The sequence below is a fragment of the Streptomyces sp. NPDC056169 genome (assembly GCF_042268445.1).
In the GTDB taxonomy this organism is placed as follows: domain Bacteria; phylum Actinomycetota; class Actinomycetes; order Streptomycetales; family Streptomycetaceae; genus Streptomyces.
In genome coordinates this window covers 241,120-257,843 of the sequence record NZ_JBHJUO010000011.1, presented here as the reverse complement: position 1 = coordinate 257,843, position 16,724 = coordinate 241,120, and the positions used below count along the sequence as shown (strand labels likewise).

Below are 16,724 nucleotides of genomic sequence, written 5' to 3'. Positions count from 1 at the left end.
AGGTACAGCAGAGCCCCGCTCCTCGGTGGCTGCTGCGAGGGGCGGGGTGTTCACGGCGGCCTTGCTGGTCTCATTCCGCTGCCGGAGCTCGCCGATCGACATCGTGGCCTTGAACTCGCCCACGGTCAGCGCTCTTCGCCGTCGGCGAGGCCGTCCCACGGCTCGTCGTCGGCCGGCTGCGCGGCGGCGGCCTCGTCCTCGGCGGCCCAACGCGCCTCGTCCTCGGCGTCGAGGCGGTACTCGTCGGCGCGTTCCAACTCGGCCAGCTCGGCGGGGTCCAAGACGTCGGCGTTGGTCATGTCGTCGTAGTCGGACACAGTGTCCTCCTCTGCTGCTCGGTCCGGGCTGTTCCGGCTCCCCTCACCGCCCGTACGAGACGGGCGGATCGGGCAACGAACGGCCGTCAGGAGGAGCGCTTCGGGAGAGCCGCGTCCAGGGCAGCCGCAGCGCGGGCGGCAGTGTCGTGGCTGCTGAGATCCACGGACTTCCTCTGCTCCGGGACCTTCGTTCGCGCATCAACGCCTGCTGCGTCCGCGATCGTCTTGTAGGCGGCGCCCGAGACGACCGGCGAAAAGACCAGCAGGTGCACCCCGATCGTCCGCAGCGGCTCGGTCAGATAGCTGTGCCAGAACAGAGCCAACTCAGGCAGATGGAGGTACGGCACCAGGAAGTCCTGCGCCAGCCGGTCGAAGCCGACGTCCATCAGGTAGCTAGCGACGAGGGCGACGAACACCGTCGCGCGGACGGCACGGTTGCGCCACAGGGCAACTCCGGCCGCCCCAACCAGGAAGACAGGACCCGTGCCGATCACGTATGCCGCCGCGGCCAGCTTGCTGATGCTGCCGGAGGCCCGCCGACTGGCGAGTCGTCCGTACAGGAACGCGGCGAACCGCCCGTGTTGCTCGGCCGGCGGACCCGCCGCGGTGCGCATGGCCGCGCGGACGCCGATCAGATCGGCGAGGTGCTGGTGGTAGTGCGGCGAGTTCAGGAGCCGGTGCCCGCGCTGAGCATGAGAGGCGATCTGGCGTGTCTCCTCGGCGGCGAGCTCGTCGACGGAGACGGTTCGGACGGCGGTGATCTCGGGGGTCAGGCCCTGGAGGCTGAGCGCGTTGAGCCACACCCGCATGGCCGGGTTGGTCGGTGACGCAAGGTGCTGGGCGAGCCGGGTGAGGAGTTGGCCGTTGGTCTTGCCGACGTACCGAATGGTTCCGTCGCGAGGGTCGGTGAGGGTGTACACGAAGCCGGTGCGAGGGCGGGTAGTCACGGATACCTCATCGGGTAGTGGCCGGTAGGCGGCCTGGTATTTGCGCAGGTAGAGCGGGGTATCAGGCTGCTTTGGCGGTGGGCGTAGCTGTCGTGGAGGAGGGGACGTCCGGAAGATCGTCGCGGTGAATGCCGGGCCGGTTCTTCCCGCCCACCTTCAGCTGCTGTCGGACGGGGATGCCCCAGCGTTCCAGAGCGGCCCGGAAGGCGGGCAGGTCGAGGCCGATGAGGAGGTGGTGGGCGTGGGCGTGGGTGAGGAGGTCGCTGAGGTGTACTCCGTTGCGGTCGCCGACCTGGTTGCGGACCCAGATAAGAGTGGCGTCGTACACAGCCTCGGGCGAGGTCGTAGCGGGGGCCTCCGCGGTGCTCTCGGGCTCCTCTTCGGCCAATGCGGGATAGGCCTTCCACGCCGCCCGCAGCCACCACCCGACGAGGAGCCACATGAGCCACGGCAGCGCCCGCAGCACCGCCAGGGCGACGTATGCGGCGGTGCCGAGCAAGACCAGCCGCACGACCGGGCCGAGGGCGGCGCGCCAGCCCGTTAGGTCGTCCCGGCGCCCCGCCGCGACCCATGCGGCGAGGGCCTCGGACCGGTGCCGAGCAACGACCGCGCACCCGGCAGCGAGACGGCTGATCACAGGACACCCGCGCTCTCGAACGCGGCCCGGCCCGCGGTCCCGGCCTGGTTGACGAGGTCGGGCAGGAAGCTGAGGGCGCCCGCGATGCCGGCGGTGGCGCAGAGGGTCGCGCCGCAGAACGCGCCGCCGGCCATCCGCTTCTTGTCGTCCTTCCCTGCCTTCTTCCAGGCGAAGACGACGCCGACCGTCAGGAGGAAGACGACGACGGCGCCCTCCTCGCTGAGGCTGCCGGACAGGGATCCGCGGGCGAGGGCGGTGCTGGACTGCGCACCGGTCACGGCGCCGACGGCCTTCGAGCCGGCGGCGCTGCCGACGGCGGGGGCGCAGCCGGAGAGGAAGCCGAGGAGTCCGCCCGCGCACATGGCGCTGAGGATGCCGAGAGCGGCGCCCTTGCCGAAGGGGGCGAGCATCTTCGGGTCCCTGGAACCGGTCCACCAGGGGCGGAGGTTGGCCCAGAGGATGACGAGGGTGAGCGCGAGTCCGGTGAGGGTGAGGGCGGCCTGGTTCATCGGGTGACTCCGGTGGTGATGGTGACGAGGTCGAAGGGGTCGAGGGCGCCGAAGAGCAGGCCAACGAGAGCGATGACGACTCCGATGAGGTGGCGCAGCGCGCGGGTGCGGTGCAGCAGCCGGGCGCCGAGGAGCAGGGGCACGGTGGTGAGGGCGTAGGCCCAGGGGGCGCCGACCTCGGTGCGGGCCTCGCCGACGGTGTGGGCCCAGACGCCGGCGAGGCTGTAGCCGACGCCGGGGATCGGGACGAGCGCGGCGAGCAGCGCGAGGCTGATCTTCCCGGGGGAGGCGATGCTCGTGATCCAGGCCCACAGCCGCTCCCGCCGGGACGGCTCCGGCGGCTCCTCGACGGGCAGGAAGTGGACGTGGACCTCGATGGGCCCGGGCGGCGGGGCTTCGTGCCAGGTCATCACTGTCGGCGGGACGGGCGGGGCAGGGGGCGCGGGCGGCGCGGCCGGGGCGCGCCACGGCGGAATGTCGCCGGGGCCGGGCGGCCGCTCGGGAAGCGGCGCGCCCGCGGGGATGATCCGCGTCGGGACGATCGGCAGGTCGGGCATCAGGCACCGACCTTGAGGGCGCGTACGTAGCGGGACACGGTGTCAGGAGAGAGCGGGCGGCCCAGCGCGGTGCTGGCCGTACGGCGGATCGCGTCCTCGTCGCGGAATCCGGCCTCCCACGCGGTCCGGACGGCGTCCTTCGCGGTCACGGCGCCGGGCGGGAGCGGCAGAACGTCAGCGTCCGGACCGTCCTCGGGCTCGTCCGGACGCGGATCCGGAGCGGTCCGGAGCGCGACCTCCTCGGCGGCGGCACGGCTCTCCGCGCGGGTGAGCTGGCGGCGGACGGCGCCCAGGGCGAGACGGCTGCTCACCTCCCCGCGCTTGATGGCGACCCACTGCTGCGTCCGGGCATCGAGCGGCGTCGCCTGGTGGTCAAGCACCAGCGTCCACAGAGCCTTCGCGCCGCCGGACAGGACCGCGCCGATGACGCCGACCTTCAGCGAGTCAGCCACCCAACCGTGAACGCAGACGGCGGCCATGTCGGCGGCGAGGAAGACGTGGCCGGCCGTACGCGGGCGCTTGATGCGGACGGGGTCGTAGCGGGCGAGCCACTCCAGGGCCATGCAGACGATCCAGCCGAGGCTGAAGCCGGTGGCGGCGGCGTAGGCGATGGCCGGCTCGGAGACAGCGCGGGCGAGGAGGTCGCCGATGGAGGAGGTCGACCAGACGATGACGATGGCGAGGAAGACGACGACGACTGCGAGGGCGCCAGTGAGGACGATCTGGTCCCAGTCCCGGGGAGGAACGGGTACCTCCACGTCGTACGGCTCCTTCACCATCTTCGTCTCGCCGTCGATGGTGTGGGGGACGAGGCGCTCGCGGCGCTCGGTGCGGGTGCGCATCAGGTGTCCTGCGGGTGGTCGAGGGCGGTGACGAGGGTGCGGAGTGCGTGCTCCAGGTCGACCGCGGCGTGGAACATGGCGACCTTGCTGTGGACGTTCGCGCTGCTGTGCCGGGTGAGGGCGCGGCGGGCGATGTGGAGAGCGACCTCCAGCGAGATGGCACCCGGCGGGGGTTCGGTGCCCGGGGTGTGGAGCGGCACGGGCGCGGGGGGCGGGAAGGTGACGGTGGGGCGGCGGCGCGGCAGGAAGCGCATCAGGCGGCCCTCCGCTGCTTGTCGAGCGCGGCCCGGACGTCGGACGCCGCGGCGTAGTCCTGGGCGCACGCGGCCGGCGTCGCGGGGGTGTCGATGATCTGGCTCGGCCGCGGGGTGCGGTCCGGCTCCGGGGCGGGCTCATAGGTGGGCGTGTCCATCAGGCCGCTACCTCCTCGGCGATGAGCCGGAGGCGCTGGGCGTAGGCGTCGCGGGTGTCGCCCGGCAGGATCGGCGGGAGCTTGTCGAGGAGGCGGCGCTCGGCCAGCTCCGAGTACGTGCCGGGGCCGAACGCGGCGTCGGCAACGATGAGGGCCTGGGCGTCGGCGAGGCGCTTGGTCATCGGCGCTTCGCGGAACTGCCCGTCGAGGCAGTTGGCGAGGTCGCGGAGGAGCGCGCGGGTCTGGTCAGCCACGGCGGGCTCCGGCGGCGGCGTAGTCGCGGATGACGGGGAGGCCGTAGCCGTCGAGCTCAGTGTGGGGGTCCCAGTCGGTGGTGATCTCGGCGATGGCGAGGCCCGGGAGCTGGGTGGTGAGGGTGGTCTCGATGACGGTGTACTCGGTGCCGTCGGACACGGTGCGGGTGGCCTGGGTGAGGGTGACCGTGCCCCCGACGCGGGCGTAGACGTCCTGGAGCTCGTGGAGGGACCAGACGGTGACGCGGGTGGGGGTCTCGTCGTGCTGGAGGGTGAGGGAGCCTCGGAGGCCGAGGGCGCGCCGGACTCGGGTGGCGAGGAGGGTGCGGGCGGTTGGGTGGCTGGTGAGGGTGGCGTGGGCGCCGATACGCTCGGGCATGGCCTTCTCCTGGTTACTCAGGGGTGGGCTGGCCCCGGCCGGGCTCTCACACACCGACCGGGGCCGTTCTGCATCAGCAGCGCGGGCTACTTCCGTCACTGTAGGGGGACCCCCTACAGTTTGGGAAGTGGCCCGCCGAGGAGAGGGGCCGGATGAGCGAGGAGGCGCAGCGGGTGTTCGATGCCATCGACGCGCTCGAAAAGATTGCCGACCCGTCGGAGCGGGCGAAGGCGCTGAGCGAGGTGCTGAAGGCGCTCCCAGGACGGAACAAGGCGCTGAAGGAGGCGCGGCAGCGAGCGGTGGCCGAGCTCATGGCACGCCCGGACGCGTCGCTCCGCTCAGTGGGCGCCGAGCTGGAGCTGTCGTTCAGCACGGTGCAGGACATCATGAAGGGCTACTCCGGCTCGGGGTCGAAGCGGCCGAAGAAGGAAGAGGAGTGAACGTGGAGTACCACTACGTGATCACGCTTCAGTTCCACACCTCACGCGGTTCCACCCAGGTTCGTACTACGAACGGGGTGCTGGTGGCGGGGAAGGACCACACCCGGCAGAACCTGTACGACACGGCCTTCGACATCGCGCTGACGACCTTCGGAGGTCTCGAAGGTGCGGTGCTGTATTTCTCGTTGGAGCGCAACAAGCTGTAGCCGCGCCCGCACGCATGCCCCTGTCCGGATTCGTCCGGCGGGGGCCTTGTCGTGTCCGGACCCCCGTCCATCACGTTGTCCGAGCGTGGACACCTTCCTGCCGGTCACCGGCACCTACCCAGACCAGACCCGCCTCCCCCTGCTCACCGCCAGCGAAGCAGCCGAGCTGATCGGCCTGCTGCGGCATTTCAGCGACGACACCACCGAAGGCCGCGCCGCGGAGCAACTGGCGCGAGACCTGGCGGCGCGGGTGCCGGCCGAGGAGTAGACGGTTCGCCTGTCCGGACCGGTCCGGATGCGTCCCACCTGAACAAGGCGGACGCTGTGCTCATGTCGCAACAAGCACCCCCGCCCGGGTGGGGCCAGCCGCCTGGCCAGGGAGGGCCGCCCCCGCCTCGCAAGAGGAGCACGGGCAAGGTCATCGGATTCTCGTGCCTCGGCCTGATCCTGCTGGTCGTCGTTTTGGCGATCGCTCTCACGGCTGCCGGCGGCGACGACGAGTCAGACAGGACTCCGACAGGCCCGGCTACACAGTCAGCGGAGCGGGAGGGGCCAGCGGATGAGAGTGGCGCCCGTGGAGACGTCCGGATCACGGCATGTGCGGTTGATTCGGCAACCAAGTGGCCGAGTGCGGAACTGCTGATCACCAATCGATCGAGCAAGCCCAGCAACTACATCGTGAACGTCGAGTTCGTCGATGCGTCCAACAAGCGCTTGGGTGAGGCTCTTGCGTCGTCGAACGGATTGGCGCCCGGGCAGAAGTCCGAGGTGACGGCGCAAGGCCTGACTCAGGTGACGACCGAGATCTCCTGCCGAGTCACGGACGTCACTCGGTACGCCTCGTGAGCGAGGAGCAGCCGCGGGTCGTCGTGTACCTGCCGGACGACCAGGGCGGACGGCGAGTCCGGATCGACGGCGAGATCTCCGGCATGGCGTACGCGATGAAGGACGTGATTGAGTTCCTCCGCCGGGCTGGCTGGCTCGACGCGGAGAAGTGGCCGCCGATCGAGTGGCGCGGCGGCGGCCGAGGGCTGGAGCTCGCCCTCAGACGGGGCTGGAGGTTAGGCCGCCTTCTCAGCTAGCCGATCTTGTAAAGCCAGTTCACGGTCGCAGGTGCGTCTGCGATGTCCTTGAGGGTTTCCAGTCCAATGAGCGTCAGCTTGGCACCTCTCAGAACATCGAGCGCCGCGACTTCGGAAGACCCGGAGTCGTCGGGCCCTGGCGATTCGATCATCTCCAGAAATGCCTTCAGGGGGCCGTTGGCCATAGTCGACATCCTTGCAACATCGGCCTCCGCGAGCCAGCGAACTCCACACTGGGCAAGCCGAGGCCGGGCCACGGCATGCAGGGCTTCCCACTCCCCGGAAGGCACATGCATCAGGTCGTAGTACTCATCTGCAAGCGCACGGATCCGAGTGGCTGCGCCTTCGATATCGCCCGCTTCGCTAGAAGAGCTAGCGACCCGACCCACGTTCTGCTCGATGTCCTTCAGTCCAAGGATGAAGGGCTGAAGGTCTCGGACCGATTTGAAGAAGGAGTCCAGGGTGCTCTGGGCGAACCTCTGGGCGTTCGAAAGCTCCGTGGCTCGGGCTTGCTCGTCGCTGAACTTGCTGATGATCAACAGGGCGACTGGGATGGCGAAGGCAATACCGGTCAGACTGCTGAGGAGGTTCGTGAGGAAGGACTTGCCTTCCCACCACTTCATGAAGTCACCGGTGATACCAATGGCTGCCAGCACGACGCCTGCTGGCGCCAACCACATTGTTAGCCTCCGCGTCTGACGTGGAGCGCGATCCCACAGGCTCTTCAAGCTGTTCAATGTCCCCCCCCAAGGTCAGGGGTGATAGTAGTGCTTCCCTACGCCGCAACCACCCCGCCTTCGTGCCACATCGCCCCGCGCCCTTGCATTGGGCGGCTGGCCGGGTGCTGGCCCCAAGATGTGGGCTCCGGAGCCGCGGCCAGGATGAGTCATGCAGGCGTGTTGTCGCTCGTCGACGGAAGGATGTGGCTCTCCGTGTCGTCGGCCCAGTTGTAGACCCACTGCTTGCGGACGGTCACCTTCCAGGCCCAGGGGAAGACGGTCTCGGCCATGCCGATGACTCGGTGCGTGATTGCTTCGAGGGCCCGTTCGATACGGCCCCACTGGATGTTCTTCTTGAGCTCGCGATCGACGTGGAACTCGAACGAGACGCGCAGTACCCGCGGTGTGCCGTCAGTCATGACCCCTCCTCCTCGGCGCCGCGTGCGCCGCTCTCGCAGAGACTAGGCAACTCTCGCTGAAAGTGGGTCAGTTTCGTGGAAATTGGCGACGGCCCTACGTCCCCCCAACCTCCCGTCCCCGCGCCACGGGCCTCGCCCGTCGCATCGGGCGACTGGTCCGTGTCGGCCCCGCCGTAGACCGCTCGGCGTGATGGCTGCCGTTCGAATGGCGCCGCCGAGGCCTGGGCTCGGGTTGGCATCGCCACTGAAGATTCATCCCTGAGTAACGGTGACGTACTGTCTCGCCATGGATTGGGGAGACACACCCGCATGGGCGGCATTCGTCATATCGGCGGCGGCGCTGGGCGTTGCGATCAAGACACGAGGGGACGGGAAGCGGTCGGCCGATGCTTCCGAGACGGCTGCTGCTGCGTCCGTGCGGTCGGCAGATGTCGCCGAGGCCGCATTGGCCGATCAACGCCGAATGGAAGCAGAACAGAGAGCAGCTGAGGCTGAAGCTGCACGGCCACGGGTCCGATTGGCAGTGGAGTTCGTGGGCGCATATCGGTACCGGCTGAAGAACGACGGCAACGCGCCAGCCGCAAACGTCTCGTTCAGAGAGGACGGCCTGCCGTATCTGTTCCAGCTCCGGGGTAGGGAAGGTCTGTCTCTCTCAGCGGGAGAAGCCATCGACTTCCAAATGAGGGGCGCGGCAGGTTCGCCCGTCCCGGCTCAGCTGTTCGCCAAGTGGGACGGGCAGGAGGAGCACCTGCCGCTTCGCGTGCCACCGAGGCGCTAAGCCGCAACTACCCCTCCCTCTGACCAGATCGCCCCGCAACGCTTGCACCGGGCCACCGGCCGGGCGCCGGCCCCGCCGTACATCTCGATCGTCCCGCCGCACTGGCACGGGTGCTCCGCGGTGAGTTCGCGCCTCTGGTCCGCCAGGTCGAGCACCGACTCCACGCGCCCGAGGGCGCCGGCCGCGACGGTCGCCACCTGCCGCTGCTCGGCCTCGCGCAACGGCCGGAACGGTCCGGACGATCCGGCTGCGCGTCCGGACAGCCACAGCGCGGCCCGGATCGCGGTCCGGCCGCCGCCGACTGTGTGCCAACGGCGCGGGTCGGCTGAGTCCTGCCGGGCCTGCTCGATGCGGCGCGCCCGGTCCTCCCAGACGAGGCGCTCCCCGCGGGTCCGGACGGCGGCGGCTCGGGCCGGCGGCGGGGGCTGGATCGGAGCGCGCTGCACGGAGCGGGCGAGTCGGTCGGCGGTGTCGAGGAGGGCGGCCTCGACGGTACGCATGGTGTCGTGGACGCGGAGGCTGATGGGGATGGGGCGGGTGCCGAGCTGGTCGGGGGAGCGCTCCAGGCCGCGGCGGGCGGTGTTGTAGGCGGCGGGGTCGTCGAGGGCGTCCCGTTCGAGGCCGGCGATGTAGTCGCGGAGCTGCGGCGGGGGCCAGGCGTGCTGGGTGCGGTCGCCGAGGGCGTCGTGGAGGTCGGGCCAGAGGCGGGCGATCTGCTGGAGCTGGGTGGCGGTGGTGCGGGTGTCGTTCATGGTGCGCTCCGGGGTGCTGGTGGGGCGTACGGTGGTGGCACCGTGTGGGGCGTGCCTGGCCTGGGGAGGTCTGGAGGCGCGCCCCTCTCGCATGTCTGGGGGCCAGTCGCTTGGGTCGCTATTCGTCGGGCCAGTGGACGTCGTGGGCGGCGAAGGCGCGGACGATCGCGGGGTCGTCGAGGTAGTCCTGAAGGCTGTCGAGTTCGGTATCCCAGTCCTCTGCCTGGAGCGAGCCGATGAGGTCGGTGAGGACGGACTCCTTGACCTCGTCGGTGGCGCCGGCCTTGATGAGTCCGTCGGCGACACGGTTGAAGACTTCGTAGCCGGATCCCCATCCCATGGTCAGCTCTCCTTCGGGGTCGTCAGCGGGACAGTCATCAGGTGGATGCCGGCCGCACGACGGGCGGTCAGCGTGCGGATGCGCTCGTACTTCTGGTCGGTGGTGTGGCCGTCCCAGGCCCGGCTGATGACGCTCGTGGCGCGAACGTGGCCGAAGAGGTCCATGTCCCTGGGGGCGATGTGCCAGGAGAGTTGGCAGCCGGGGGCTTCGATGATGAGGACGGCCCAGTCGGGGGCGTCGGGGTCGGTGTAGCCGATGTGGGAGGGGTAGTGGGTGGCGAGCAGGGCGACGAGGTGCGCTCGCTCGCGGTAGATGGCGTCCCGCTGCTCCTCGGCCTGGAGCATGGCGGCGCGGATGTCGGCGACGTCCTCGACGACTCCGCGGATGGGGCCGAGGTCGTTGCGGCCGATGGCGGCGGCGTGCATGTCGGCGATGGTCTTGCAGGCGCGGGTGTAGTCGAGCTTCAGGTCTTCGATGGTGTCGGTCATGGTCAGTTCTCCTTCGTGGTGGCGGTGATGCACGTAGGGCAGGTGGAGACCATGCGCTCGCCCGGGAGGTGCCGGTGCGGCTGCTCCTGGTACTCGTCGAGCGCGAGACGGATGCGTGCCGCGACTTCGCTGCCGGGCGCGCGCCATGTCGGGGTGTCGATGTCGGCGGCGAAGGCCCGGACGCGGAAGACGGCGCTCTTGGCGGCGTCCCGCTCGGCAGTTCGGCGGAGCTCCGCGTCCCGTGCTCCCTGGCCGAGCTCCTTCCAGAAGTCCCGGTCCTGCTCGACCTCGACGATCGTGTCCCCGGCCGCCTGGGTCCGGTCCATGGCCGCCTGGAGCGCGCGCTGTTGGCCCTGCACGGTCCGGCGTAGCTCGTCGGAGGCGGCGAGTTCGGCGTACGTGTACTCGACGAGGAGCGCCTGCTCGGCACTGGTGAGGGTGTCGAGGCGGGCGAGCAGGCCGAGGAGGGTGTCGCGGCGCTCGGTACGGCGTTGGGCGCGGTCGAGGCGGAGGGCCATGGTGCGGGCGGTCACGACCGCCCTCCCTTCGGGGTGGTCCGGGAGTGGGCGAGGGCGCAGGGCCGGCGGTAGGTGTGGTCCTCGCTGCACTGGGTGGGGCATTCGGCGTGGAGACCGCGGCGTGCGTGGGAGGCGACGATCCGGGCGCGGTCGCGGGCACTCGGGCGGATGACGGGGAGGCCGGCGCGGAGTTGGGCGCGCTGGCGGCGGCTGCCGAAGCGGCATCCGGCCCATGCGCAGGCTGGCCCCCAGAGGATTCCGGCGCGGTAGGCCCAGTGGCGCCAGCGTTGGCGGCGGGTGCGGTGTCGTGCGGCGGGGTGGCCGAGGAGTACGGCGGTGCCGAGGACGACCAGGGCGACGAGGGCGAGGGGCAGGAGCAGGTTCATCGCCAGTCCCTCCAGGCGCGGTAGAAGGCGTAGCAGGCGCCGATGAGGCTGAGGGCGAGAACAGCGGCGGCGAGCCAGGCGAGGACTGTGACGGCGGTGGTCATGAGCGGGCCTCCTCGGCCGTCCGGTCGAGCATGTCGGCGGCTTCGAGGACGTTCTCGTGGGAGCCGTACTCGGGGGCGTTGAAGTCGCCGTCCTCAGCTCCCGCGCGGACCAGAGCGGCGGCTTCGCGGAGGACGGCGGCCCGGTACGCGTCGAGGGCGTCCTGAACTTCGGGCGCGTCCCAGACGGTCATGTCGCCCCGGCTGGTGCGGATCATGATTGCGAGGCGTTCGCGCGGGGTGATCTCGGGCCGCCTGGAGTTCGGCTGGGTCATCGGGTCTCGTCCTCCACGGTCCGGGTGACTGTCTCGCGGACGATCCGGGTGGGCTTGCCAGGGTGGCGCTTCTTGATGCGGCCCCGCTGCTGCGCAGCGGTCTGAGGGGTGTCGAAGGCGCCGGTGACGCAGATCCACTTGTCGTCGGCGTAGACCTCGACTACCCAGCCGGTGTGCGGCGGGTGGGCTTCGTCGGCGGGTTGTGCTTCGGCCGGCTGCCCGACAGCGGGGACGGGTAGTCCGGCGTCGGCGGCCATGCGGCGGAGCATCGCTGTGGCGTCGGCCACGGTCGGCTCGGGCTGCTGTCCGCTGACGGTGCGGGCGGCGTCCCGGACCGTGGCGGGCAGGCGGTGCCGGACGTTGATGCCCGTGTCCGTGGGGATGCCGTCGGCATGGTTCTGGATCAGGTCGTACCAGTGGTCATGCTGATCCCCGACCGGCATCTCGACCCACTCCACGGTCTCCAGGTCGATGTCGCTCTGGGACTGGAGCCAGGCGAGCGCAGCACCCTTGGCGGCGGCCTCGCTGTTGGCGTAGCCGATGAGGTAGTCGGAGACGTTCCCGGGCTCGTAGTTGGCCTCCCAGGTGGGGAGCGCCTCGTCAAGCGCGGCGTTCACGATCTTCTTGATCTCGATCTTCGGGCTGAAGTAGGCCATGGGGTGCTCCTTGGTGGGGGCTGTCCCGGAGGACGGCCCGGCGGCGAGGGTCAGGCGGAGGCGCGCTTTCGGAGTCGGGCGACGATCCGACGGATCTCCGCGTCGAACTCCTCGCTCTCCTCGCGGTCGAGGCCGAGGCGCACTGCGACTTCCGAATCGATGGCGGCGTCCAGCTCTCGGGCGGCGCGCTCGGCAGCCAGCTGGCGGATGGTCTGACGGCGGTAGCGGTTCATGCGTCTGCTCCTGGTGGTGGGATGCTGTGGGTGGCCGCCCCGATAGCCCCGGGGCGGCCGACTTGCGTGCGGGGTCAGGCGTTGGGGTGCTGGCCACCCGCGGCCCGGAGCTGCTCCATGAGTTCGTTCATCCCGCCGGGGCCGAGCAGGTTGGCCACAGTCATCGCGTTGCGCGTCCAGTCGACGAGCGAACCGGCCTGCTCAGCTGCGCGCTTGGCGGCGTCGTCGGTCTCGAAGCTGGCCAGGGCGGGGCCGTCGTGGTGGGCGAGGATCCAGCGGTACGGCGAGTCCGGGCTGACGTCGGCGGGAAGCTGGAAGACGCGGATCCCGGGGACGGGGGCGACCGCATCGACCTCGACGGGGCCGAGGTTGGTGTCGACGGCGTGGCGCAGGGTGCTGGTCATGTCGTGTGTCTCCTTCGTGGTGGGCGGGTCAGGCGGTGGCGGTCGGCTGCTGTGCCTTGAAGGCCTTGGTGCGCGCCTGGTGGACGTCGCTCCGGCGGAGCCGAGTGCCGCCGTGGCTGGTGCACAAGGAACCGGGCGGTGAGCCGCAGGCCGGGCAGGCGACGGTAAGGGCGGGCATGGACTGGGCGGTGTCGGGCGCGGTCATGCGTTCTCTCCGCCCCCGGGGCTGCCGGCCTTCCGGCACTCGGGGTACTCCGGGCCGAGGTGGTAGCGCGGCACCGTGCAGTTCGGCTGGCCGGGGAGCGGCACCGGGCCGTGCCACGTGTTGTGGTGCTCGTCGACCGGGATCGGCTGGCCGCAGTGGGCGCAGATCATCGGGTGCGGCCGGGTGTCGATGTCCCGGACCCATGCGGCGGCGACGGCGGCGACCTGGACCAGCTCGGCGCGGAGCTTCACGAGGTCGTCCTCGGTGAGGGCCTCCAGGACCTCCTCCGCGAGGATGTGCCGCCAGGTGACCTCGTCGGCCTTGGCGGCGGACTGGCATTCGAGGCGGGCGTAGTCGGCGGCCTCATCGGCGAAGCACAGCCGCCCGACGATGGCCGGGACTCGGGGGCCGGTGCCGTCGGGGTGCTTCTGCTCGCCCCACTTCGCGAGCTGCGCCTGGCGCTCGTCGTCAACGGCCCCAGCGAACCGGTGGAAGCCGGGAGTGGCTACGAACAGAGGTACGCGGTGGGTGCTCACTGGCCCGTCACCTCGTTCTGCGCCACGGTCTGGACCGTCTTCGGGCTCTTCCGGATCGTCGCGGATTCCGGATCCGCCGTCCGGACCGTCGCCCGCAGACCCGGCGACACCCGGAACCGAACGTCCGCGTTCGCGGGCACCGTCACCGGCTGCCCGGTCTGGGGGTTCCTGGCGATGCGGGCGGCCCGTTCAACCGGGAGGAACGTTCCGAAGTTCGTGACGGCCACCGAGTGCCCGCCGGCCACGGCGCGAGCGATGACGTTGAACACGGCCTGCACGGCGAGGCTGCCGTCCGCGAGGGGGATGTCAAGTTCGGCGGCAACGGCTTCACCGAGGCCGGTGGTGCTGAGACGGCCGGTCGGGATGGCGAGGTTCATGGGGCTCTCCTGTGCGCGAGGTCGGGTGGAACCGGATGGCTGCGGGTCAGGCTGCGGGGGTGTCGTGTTGGAGGCAGGTGTCGTATCCGCGGGTGAGGCGGTAGCCGTGGAGGGGGTCTCCGCAGACGGTGCAGTGGGGGGTGTCGGAGGGGGTTTCTTCTCCCTCGCTCCCCGCACCTCCCCCCTCCCTAGAGGGGGAGCGGGGGGAGGGAGGTTTTGTAGGGCCATCCCCCCGGCCTCCCCCGGTCTGCGGGGGGTTGTTTGACCTGGGGTTTTGCTTGAACTCCCCCGGGGTCCCCCCAAGATCACGGGGAGAAGTGGTTTCAAGATCGCGGGGGAGGTTCGGGGGGAGGTCATTTCGGGCATTCCGAGGGTCGTCGAACGTGTTCCGCGTCTTGCGGATCTTGACGGCCTCTTCGATCTTCGACTTGCGCATCTGGATGTCGGATTCGGCGCACCACTTGATGACGCGGGGGCTGCCCCAGGCGAGGGGGATGTCGGCCCGGTCGAGGATCTGGACGAGCCACTCGGGGCTGTTGTGCGCGGGTCCGACCGGGGCCAGGGACTCCAGGACGACGGAGGTGACCGGCCGGCCGTCGGCCTTGAGCTCGCCGTCGAGGGTGACCACCTTCAGACCGAACTGGAGGTCGTCGCCTTCCTCGTCGTCCTTCTGCTTCCCGACCTTCATCGTCACGACGATGTTGGAGGCGTTGTCGCCCTTCTTCGAGACGTGCATCTCAGACTGGAGGGCGCCCTTGGCGGCGGAGGCGCCGCGGCCGTGCTCGCCGATGTGGCCGGTGTGGTGGATGGGGAGGACGCAGGCGCCGGTGGCGCGCCGCAGGTCGTCGAGCCGTTCAACGACGAGCCCAAGCTCGGTGTTGGAGTTCTCCTCGACGCCGACGGAGACGCGGGCCTGGGTGTCGATGACGATCAGGGAGGGTCCGAGGCGGCGCATGGCCTCGATCCACGTGTCCCACTCGGGCCCGCGGGTCTGGACAGGCCGGGGCAGGAAGAGGACGTTGTCCATTTTCAGGCCGTGGTGCTTCTCCCAGGCCCGGACGCGCTTGCGGATGCCGCGGGCGCCCTCGGCGACGAGGTAGACGACGGTGCCCTGCCGGACATGGTGGCCGTGCCAGGGCTTGCCGGTGCCGACGTGGGCGGCGATGTCGATGACGACGAAGGACTTCATATGCCCAGACGGGCCGATGATCCGGGCGAGGGAGTCGAGGTGGAGCAGGTCGCCGACGAGGGGCTCCAGGGTTGGCATGTTGTCGAGGGCGCTGGCGTCGAGGAGTTCGGCGAGGAGCGCGTCGGCGGGGTCGCCGGATCGGCCGGCGGTGCGCTCTTTCTGCCGGGTGAGGTAGTCGTCGATGAAGGTGACGACCTTGGCGGGTTCGGCGTCCGGTTCGTTGGCGTACAGGGAGATTCGGCGCCCGAGCTCTTCGGCGGCCCGGAGGTCGGCGGTCTCTCGGATGAAGTCGGCGTAGTAGTCGGGCGCGGGCCACGAGTAGTTGGCGAGGGTGTGGAGGTAAGCGGCTCCGCCTGCTCGCTTCAGGTCCTTGCGCTTCTCCAGGGCCCGCGCGAGTGCGACGGGTTCGGTGGGCTGGCCAGCATCGAAGAGTTCCCCGAGGACGTTCCAGATCAGTTCGTGGGCGGGCCGGTAGAAGTCGGCGCCGGTGATGAGGGTGCGCAGGAGCGGGATGTGGCGGGGCTGGTGGATGCAGCTGCCGAGGACGTACGTCTCTGCTTCCGCGTTGTGCGGGGGGAGCCGGGTGAAGCCGTCGTGGTCCGCCGCGTCGCGGTTCATGGGGCGGACGTTGTCCACGTGGTGCTCCTCAGAACAAGGTGGTCGGCTCGGCGGGCGGGCAGCGGTGTTCGGTGACGTGCGGGTGGCCGCAGGTCTTGGGGTGGCTGGCGGTGATCCAGCGGAGCCGGGGCGGGCTGTGGGCGGAGGCCCGGTAGAGGCACCAGATGAGCCGGTTCGGTTCGCGGACTGCGTCCTGCTCGGTGGGGGCGAGCGGGGTGAGGTCCGCAGTGACCTTCAGGGCGGCGACGGTGCCGACCCACTGGGTGAGGGCGGGGGCCGCGCACGACGGGCACCGGGAGTCGGCGGCGCCCGTCGCGCGTGGCCGGCTCATCAGGCCGGGGTGCCGTTCATGATCGGCTGCTCGATCTGCTCGCGGATCTTCTCGACGACGTCGGCGAACGCGTCGGCGACCGTGTCGTCGGGGCGCTCCAGCTTGTAGCCGATCCGCAGCTGGGACTCCTGGATGCGGTACCGGAGCCGGGCAGTGAGCTCGTAGCCCCCGGAGCCTTCGAAGGGGACGAGGCCGATGGTGAAGACCTCAGGAATGACGAGCTGGCCCTTCTGGCCCGCCCGCGCCTGGGTGTTCTCGACGTAGCTGAACTGGCGCTGACCGGTGGCGAGCCGGGTCCCGGCGGTGAAGTCGACCTTGCTCGTGGCCTGGAACGACTGGGCGATCTCCAGCATGGTCGCGGCGTCGGGGCTCCGGAGTTCCGGCAGGTGGTCCTCCAGGAACTCGGCGAACAGCTCCTGGCCCATGAGCTTGCCGTCGTTGGTGATCCACTGCTCCCACGCCTTCGTCTTGCGGAGGGAGAGCGTCAGGCGGTGGCCGGACCAGCGGGGGGAGGTGGTGGTGTGGGCGTCGAGGACGGCGGTGACGGTGAGTCGGTCGGCGTCGGCGTAGACCTCGGTGTTCGGGTCGGCGTGCTTGCCGTAGTAGGCGGCGAAGCTGGCGGCGTCGCGGACGGTGGTGGTGCCGGACTTCCGGGCCGGGACGCCGGTGGCCTCGGGGGTGGTGAGGTCGACGGTGTGGATGCGGTCGCCGGTGTGGACGACGTGGTACTTGCCGGGTTCCAGGGCGACCGGGGCGGCGGCCTGCTGGGCGACGGCGACGAGGGCGCGGACGTTGTCGGAGGTGTCGATCGTCATGG

At 70.4% G+C, this 16,724-nt stretch carries 33 protein-coding genes; 6 read left to right on the top strand and 27 right to left on the bottom strand.

All coding sequences use genetic code 11. The features are described 5' to 3' along the window. Positions 1-125: 125 nt before the first annotated feature. From ACFC0G_RS20195 to ACFC0G_RS20150, 10 genes are all read right to left on the bottom strand, one after another. Positions 126-317, bottom strand: a complete 192-nt coding sequence (locus ACFC0G_RS20195) for a hypothetical protein (RefSeq protein WP_376405046.1) — start codon at positions 315-317, stop codon at positions 126-128. Between the two features lie 86 nt (positions 318-403). Continuing rightward, positions 404-1,264, bottom strand: coding sequence for a hypothetical protein (locus ACFC0G_RS20190; RefSeq protein WP_376405044.1), 861 nt, complete (start codon positions 1,262-1,264; stop codon positions 404-406). Between the two features lie 61 nt (positions 1,265-1,325). Beyond that, on the bottom strand, positions 1,326-1,901 hold the full coding sequence (locus tag ACFC0G_RS20185) for a hypothetical protein (RefSeq protein WP_376405042.1): 576 nt from the start codon (positions 1,899-1,901) through the stop codon (positions 1,326-1,328). Beyond that, positions 1,898-2,410, bottom strand: a complete 513-nt coding sequence (locus ACFC0G_RS20180) for a hypothetical protein (RefSeq protein ID WP_376405040.1) — start codon at positions 2,408-2,410, stop codon at positions 1,898-1,900. The genes ACFC0G_RS20185 and ACFC0G_RS20180 overlap by 4 nt, the downstream gene beginning before the upstream one ends. Next, positions 2,407-2,967: a hypothetical protein gene (locus ACFC0G_RS20175; protein WP_376405038.1), complete on the bottom strand. Its 561-nt coding sequence runs from the start codon at positions 2,965-2,967 to the stop codon at positions 2,407-2,409. Before ACFC0G_RS20175 ends, ACFC0G_RS20180 begins: the two co-directional genes overlap by 4 nt. Then, entirely contained in the window at positions 2,967-3,809 is an 843-nt protein-coding gene (locus ACFC0G_RS20170; protein ID WP_376405036.1) for a protein transporter Sec31, read from the bottom strand. The genes ACFC0G_RS20175 and ACFC0G_RS20170 overlap by 1 nt, the downstream gene beginning before the upstream one ends. Further along, complete coding sequence (locus tag ACFC0G_RS20165; RefSeq protein ID WP_376405034.1) at positions 3,809-4,063, bottom strand: hypothetical protein; 255 nt, start codon at positions 4,061-4,063, stop codon at positions 3,809-3,811. Before ACFC0G_RS20165 ends, ACFC0G_RS20170 begins: the two co-directional genes overlap by 1 nt. Beyond that, positions 4,063-4,221 carry a hypothetical protein gene (locus tag ACFC0G_RS20160; RefSeq protein WP_376405032.1) on the bottom strand — a complete coding sequence of 53 codons (159 nt, stop codon included), beginning with the start codon at positions 4,219-4,221 and terminating at the stop codon, positions 4,063-4,065. The genes ACFC0G_RS20165 and ACFC0G_RS20160 overlap by 1 nt, the downstream gene beginning before the upstream one ends. Then, a complete protein-coding gene (locus ACFC0G_RS20155) occupies positions 4,221-4,475 on the bottom strand; it encodes a hypothetical protein (protein WP_376405030.1) in 255 nt (84 codons plus the stop codon). The genes ACFC0G_RS20160 and ACFC0G_RS20155 overlap by 1 nt, the downstream gene beginning before the upstream one ends. Continuing rightward, positions 4,468-4,854: a hypothetical protein gene (locus ACFC0G_RS20150; RefSeq protein ID WP_376405028.1), complete on the bottom strand. Its 387-nt coding sequence runs from the start codon at positions 4,852-4,854 to the stop codon at positions 4,468-4,470. The genes ACFC0G_RS20155 and ACFC0G_RS20150 overlap by 8 nt, the downstream gene beginning before the upstream one ends. A 152-nt stretch (positions 4,855-5,006) precedes the next feature. Between ACFC0G_RS20150 and ACFC0G_RS20145 the strand changes: the two genes are divergently transcribed. From ACFC0G_RS20145 to ACFC0G_RS20125, 5 genes are all read left to right on the top strand, one after another. Then, a complete protein-coding gene (locus ACFC0G_RS20145) occupies positions 5,007-5,294 on the top strand; it encodes a hypothetical protein (protein WP_376405026.1) in 288 nt (95 codons plus the stop codon). Between the two features lie 2 nt (positions 5,295-5,296). Continuing rightward, a complete protein-coding gene (locus ACFC0G_RS20140; RefSeq protein ID WP_376405024.1) occupies positions 5,297-5,500 on the top strand; it encodes a hypothetical protein in 204 nt (67 codons plus the stop codon). An 85-nt stretch (positions 5,501-5,585) separates the two neighbouring features. After that, positions 5,586-5,768, top strand: a complete 183-nt coding sequence (locus ACFC0G_RS20135) for a hypothetical protein (RefSeq protein ID WP_376405022.1) — start codon at positions 5,586-5,588, stop codon at positions 5,766-5,768. A gap of 62 nt (positions 5,769-5,830) precedes the next feature. After that, a complete protein-coding gene (locus tag ACFC0G_RS20130; RefSeq protein WP_376405020.1) occupies positions 5,831-6,346 on the top strand; it encodes an FxLYD domain-containing protein in 516 nt (171 codons plus the stop codon). Beyond that, positions 6,343-6,582, top strand: coding sequence for a hypothetical protein (locus tag ACFC0G_RS20125; protein WP_376405018.1), 240 nt, complete (start codon positions 6,343-6,345; stop codon positions 6,580-6,582). The genes ACFC0G_RS20130 and ACFC0G_RS20125 overlap by 4 nt, the downstream gene beginning before the upstream one ends. Here ACFC0G_RS20125 and ACFC0G_RS20120 read toward each other — a convergent pair. Next, complete coding sequence (locus ACFC0G_RS20120; protein WP_376405016.1) at positions 6,579-7,238, bottom strand: hypothetical protein; 660 nt, start codon at positions 7,236-7,238, stop codon at positions 6,579-6,581. The genes ACFC0G_RS20125 and ACFC0G_RS20120 overlap by 4 nt on opposite strands. Before the next feature lie 230 nt (positions 7,239-7,468). Then, positions 7,469-7,720 (bottom strand): hypothetical protein, encoded by a 252-nt coding sequence (locus ACFC0G_RS20115; RefSeq protein ID WP_376405014.1) that lies wholly within the window; start codon positions 7,718-7,720, stop codon positions 7,469-7,471. A 286-nt stretch (positions 7,721-8,006) separates the two neighbouring features. On the opposite strand from ACFC0G_RS20115, the gene ACFC0G_RS20110 reads away from it, so the two are divergent. Next, on the top strand, positions 8,007-8,498 hold the full coding sequence (locus ACFC0G_RS20110; protein ID WP_376405012.1) for a hypothetical protein: 492 nt from the start codon (positions 8,007-8,009) through the stop codon (positions 8,496-8,498). On the opposite strand, the gene ACFC0G_RS20105 is transcribed toward ACFC0G_RS20110, so the two are convergent. The 15 genes from ACFC0G_RS20105 to ACFC0G_RS20035 form a co-directional block, all read right to left on the bottom strand. Next, positions 8,495-9,250 carry a hypothetical protein gene (locus tag ACFC0G_RS20105; RefSeq protein WP_376405010.1) on the bottom strand — a complete coding sequence of 252 codons (756 nt, stop codon included), beginning with the start codon at positions 9,248-9,250 and terminating at the stop codon, positions 8,495-8,497. The genes ACFC0G_RS20110 and ACFC0G_RS20105 overlap by 4 nt on opposite strands. A 118-nt stretch (positions 9,251-9,368) precedes the next feature. Then, complete coding sequence (locus ACFC0G_RS20100) at positions 9,369-9,590, bottom strand: hypothetical protein (protein ID WP_376405008.1); 222 nt, start codon at positions 9,588-9,590, stop codon at positions 9,369-9,371. A 2-nt stretch (positions 9,591-9,592) separates the two neighbouring features. Further along, complete coding sequence (locus ACFC0G_RS20095) at positions 9,593-10,078, bottom strand: hypothetical protein (protein ID WP_376405006.1); 486 nt, start codon at positions 10,076-10,078, stop codon at positions 9,593-9,595. 2 nt (positions 10,079-10,080) lie between these two features. Next, the gene (locus ACFC0G_RS20090; protein WP_376405004.1) at positions 10,081-10,611 is read right to left on the bottom strand and encodes a hypothetical protein; all 531 of its coding nucleotides are present in this window, start codon (positions 10,609-10,611) and stop codon (positions 10,081-10,083) included. Further along, positions 10,608-10,982 (bottom strand): hypothetical protein, encoded by a 375-nt coding sequence (locus ACFC0G_RS20085; protein WP_376405002.1) that lies wholly within the window; start codon positions 10,980-10,982, stop codon positions 10,608-10,610. The genes ACFC0G_RS20090 and ACFC0G_RS20085 overlap by 4 nt, the downstream gene beginning before the upstream one ends. Positions 10,983-11,082: 100 nt before the next feature. Then, a complete protein-coding gene (locus tag ACFC0G_RS20080; protein WP_376405000.1) occupies positions 11,083-11,358 on the bottom strand; it encodes a hypothetical protein in 276 nt (91 codons plus the stop codon). Beyond that, on the bottom strand, positions 11,355-12,014 hold the full coding sequence (locus ACFC0G_RS20075) for a hypothetical protein (protein ID WP_376404998.1): 660 nt from the start codon (positions 12,012-12,014) through the stop codon (positions 11,355-11,357). Before ACFC0G_RS20075 ends, ACFC0G_RS20080 begins: the two co-directional genes overlap by 4 nt. 50 nt (positions 12,015-12,064) lie before the next feature. Next, complete coding sequence (locus tag ACFC0G_RS20070; RefSeq protein ID WP_376404996.1) at positions 12,065-12,247, bottom strand: hypothetical protein; 183 nt, start codon at positions 12,245-12,247, stop codon at positions 12,065-12,067. 74 nt (positions 12,248-12,321) lie between these two features. Next, positions 12,322-12,651, bottom strand: a complete 330-nt coding sequence (locus tag ACFC0G_RS20065; protein WP_376404994.1) for a hypothetical protein — start codon at positions 12,649-12,651, stop codon at positions 12,322-12,324. Between the two features lie 28 nt (positions 12,652-12,679). Further along, on the bottom strand, positions 12,680-12,856 hold the full coding sequence (locus tag ACFC0G_RS20060) for a hypothetical protein (protein ID WP_376404992.1): 177 nt from the start codon (positions 12,854-12,856) through the stop codon (positions 12,680-12,682). After that, positions 12,853-13,392 (bottom strand): hypothetical protein, encoded by a 540-nt coding sequence (locus tag ACFC0G_RS20055; RefSeq protein WP_376404990.1) that lies wholly within the window; start codon positions 13,390-13,392, stop codon positions 12,853-12,855. The genes ACFC0G_RS20060 and ACFC0G_RS20055 overlap by 4 nt, the downstream gene beginning before the upstream one ends. Next, entirely contained in the window at positions 13,389-13,769 is a 381-nt protein-coding gene (locus ACFC0G_RS20050) for an HU family DNA-binding protein (protein ID WP_376404988.1), read from the bottom strand. The genes ACFC0G_RS20055 and ACFC0G_RS20050 overlap by 4 nt, the downstream gene beginning before the upstream one ends. Positions 13,770-13,815: 46 nt before the next feature. After that, on the bottom strand, positions 13,816-15,594 hold the full coding sequence (locus ACFC0G_RS20045) for an AAA family ATPase (protein ID WP_376404986.1): 1,779 nt from the start codon (positions 15,592-15,594) through the stop codon (positions 13,816-13,818). Positions 15,595-15,604: 10 nt separating this feature from the next. Next, complete coding sequence (locus ACFC0G_RS20040) at positions 15,605-15,907, bottom strand: hypothetical protein (RefSeq protein WP_376404984.1); 303 nt, start codon at positions 15,905-15,907, stop codon at positions 15,605-15,607. Beyond that, positions 15,907-16,722 carry a DUF2303 family protein gene (locus ACFC0G_RS20035; protein ID WP_376404982.1) on the bottom strand — a complete coding sequence of 272 codons (816 nt, stop codon included), beginning with the start codon at positions 16,720-16,722 and terminating at the stop codon, positions 15,907-15,909. Before ACFC0G_RS20035 ends, ACFC0G_RS20040 begins: the two co-directional genes overlap by 1 nt. Positions 16,723-16,724 lie beyond the last annotated feature (2 nt).

What these genes read in the sequence shown, in the direction of transcription:
- ACFC0G_RS20180 (WP_376405040.1), bottom strand. Translation starts at nt 2,410, where the DNA reads ATGAACCAGGCCGCCCTCACCCTCACCGGACTCGCGCTCACCCTCGTC.
- ACFC0G_RS20145 (WP_376405026.1), top strand. Translation starts at nt 5,007, where the DNA reads ATGAGCGAGGAGGCGCAGCGGGTGTTCGATGCCATCGACGCGCTCGAA.
- ACFC0G_RS20040 (WP_376404984.1), bottom strand. Translation starts at nt 15,907, where the DNA reads ATGAGCCGGCCACGCGCGACGGGCGCCGCCGACTCCCGGTGCCCGTCG.
- ACFC0G_RS20080 (WP_376405000.1), bottom strand. Translation starts at nt 11,358, where the DNA reads ATGACCCAGCCGAACTCCAGGCGGCCCGAGATCACCCCGCGCGAACGC.
- ACFC0G_RS20035 (WP_376404982.1), bottom strand. Translation starts at nt 16,722, where the DNA reads ATGACGATCGACACCTCCGACAACGTCCGCGCCCTCGTCGCCGTCGCC.
- ACFC0G_RS20105 (WP_376405010.1), bottom strand. Translation starts at nt 9,250, where the DNA reads ATGAACGACACCCGCACCACCGCCACCCAGCTCCAGCAGATCGCCCGC.
- ACFC0G_RS20085 (WP_376405002.1), bottom strand. Translation starts at nt 10,982, where the DNA reads ATGAACCTGCTCCTGCCCCTCGCCCTCGTCGCCCTGGTCGTCCTCGGC.
- ACFC0G_RS20050 (WP_376404988.1), bottom strand. Translation starts at nt 13,769, where the DNA reads ATGAACCTCGCCATCCCGACCGGCCGTCTCAGCACCACCGGCCTCGGT.
- ACFC0G_RS20100 (WP_376405008.1), bottom strand. Translation starts at nt 9,590, where the DNA reads ATGGGATGGGGATCCGGCTACGAAGTCTTCAACCGTGTCGCCGACGGA.
- ACFC0G_RS20095 (WP_376405006.1), bottom strand. Translation starts at nt 10,078, where the DNA reads ATGACCGACACCATCGAAGACCTGAAGCTCGACTACACCCGCGCCTGC.
- ACFC0G_RS20175 (WP_376405038.1), bottom strand. Translation starts at nt 2,967, where the DNA reads ATGCCCGACCTGCCGATCGTCCCGACGCGGATCATCCCCGCGGGCGCG.
- ACFC0G_RS20115 (WP_376405014.1), bottom strand. Translation starts at nt 7,720, where the DNA reads ATGACTGACGGCACACCGCGGGTACTGCGCGTCTCGTTCGAGTTCCAC.
- ACFC0G_RS20075 (WP_376404998.1), bottom strand. Translation starts at nt 12,014, where the DNA reads ATGGCCTACTTCAGCCCGAAGATCGAGATCAAGAAGATCGTGAACGCC.
- ACFC0G_RS20110 (WP_376405012.1), top strand. Translation starts at nt 8,007, where the DNA reads ATGGATTGGGGAGACACACCCGCATGGGCGGCATTCGTCATATCGGCG.
- ACFC0G_RS20165 (WP_376405034.1), bottom strand. Translation starts at nt 4,063, where the DNA reads ATGCGCTTCCTGCCGCGCCGCCGCCCCACCGTCACCTTCCCGCCCCCC.
- ACFC0G_RS20070 (WP_376404996.1), bottom strand. Translation starts at nt 12,247, where the DNA reads ATGAACCGCTACCGCCGTCAGACCATCCGCCAGCTGGCTGCCGAGCGC.
- ACFC0G_RS20065 (WP_376404994.1), bottom strand. Translation starts at nt 12,651, where the DNA reads ATGACCAGCACCCTGCGCCACGCCGTCGACACCAACCTCGGCCCCGTC.
- ACFC0G_RS20160 (WP_376405032.1), bottom strand. Translation starts at nt 4,221, where the DNA reads ATGGACACGCCCACCTATGAGCCCGCCCCGGAGCCGGACCGCACCCCG.
- ACFC0G_RS20170 (WP_376405036.1), bottom strand. Translation starts at nt 3,809, where the DNA reads ATGCGCACCCGCACCGAGCGCCGCGAGCGCCTCGTCCCCCACACCATC.
- ACFC0G_RS20130 (WP_376405020.1), top strand. Translation starts at nt 5,831, where the DNA reads ATGTCGCAACAAGCACCCCCGCCCGGGTGGGGCCAGCCGCCTGGCCAG.
- ACFC0G_RS20060 (WP_376404992.1), bottom strand. Translation starts at nt 12,856, where the DNA reads ATGACCGCGCCCGACACCGCCCAGTCCATGCCCGCCCTTACCGTCGCC.
- ACFC0G_RS20150 (WP_376405028.1), bottom strand. Translation starts at nt 4,854, where the DNA reads ATGCCCGAGCGTATCGGCGCCCACGCCACCCTCACCAGCCACCCAACC.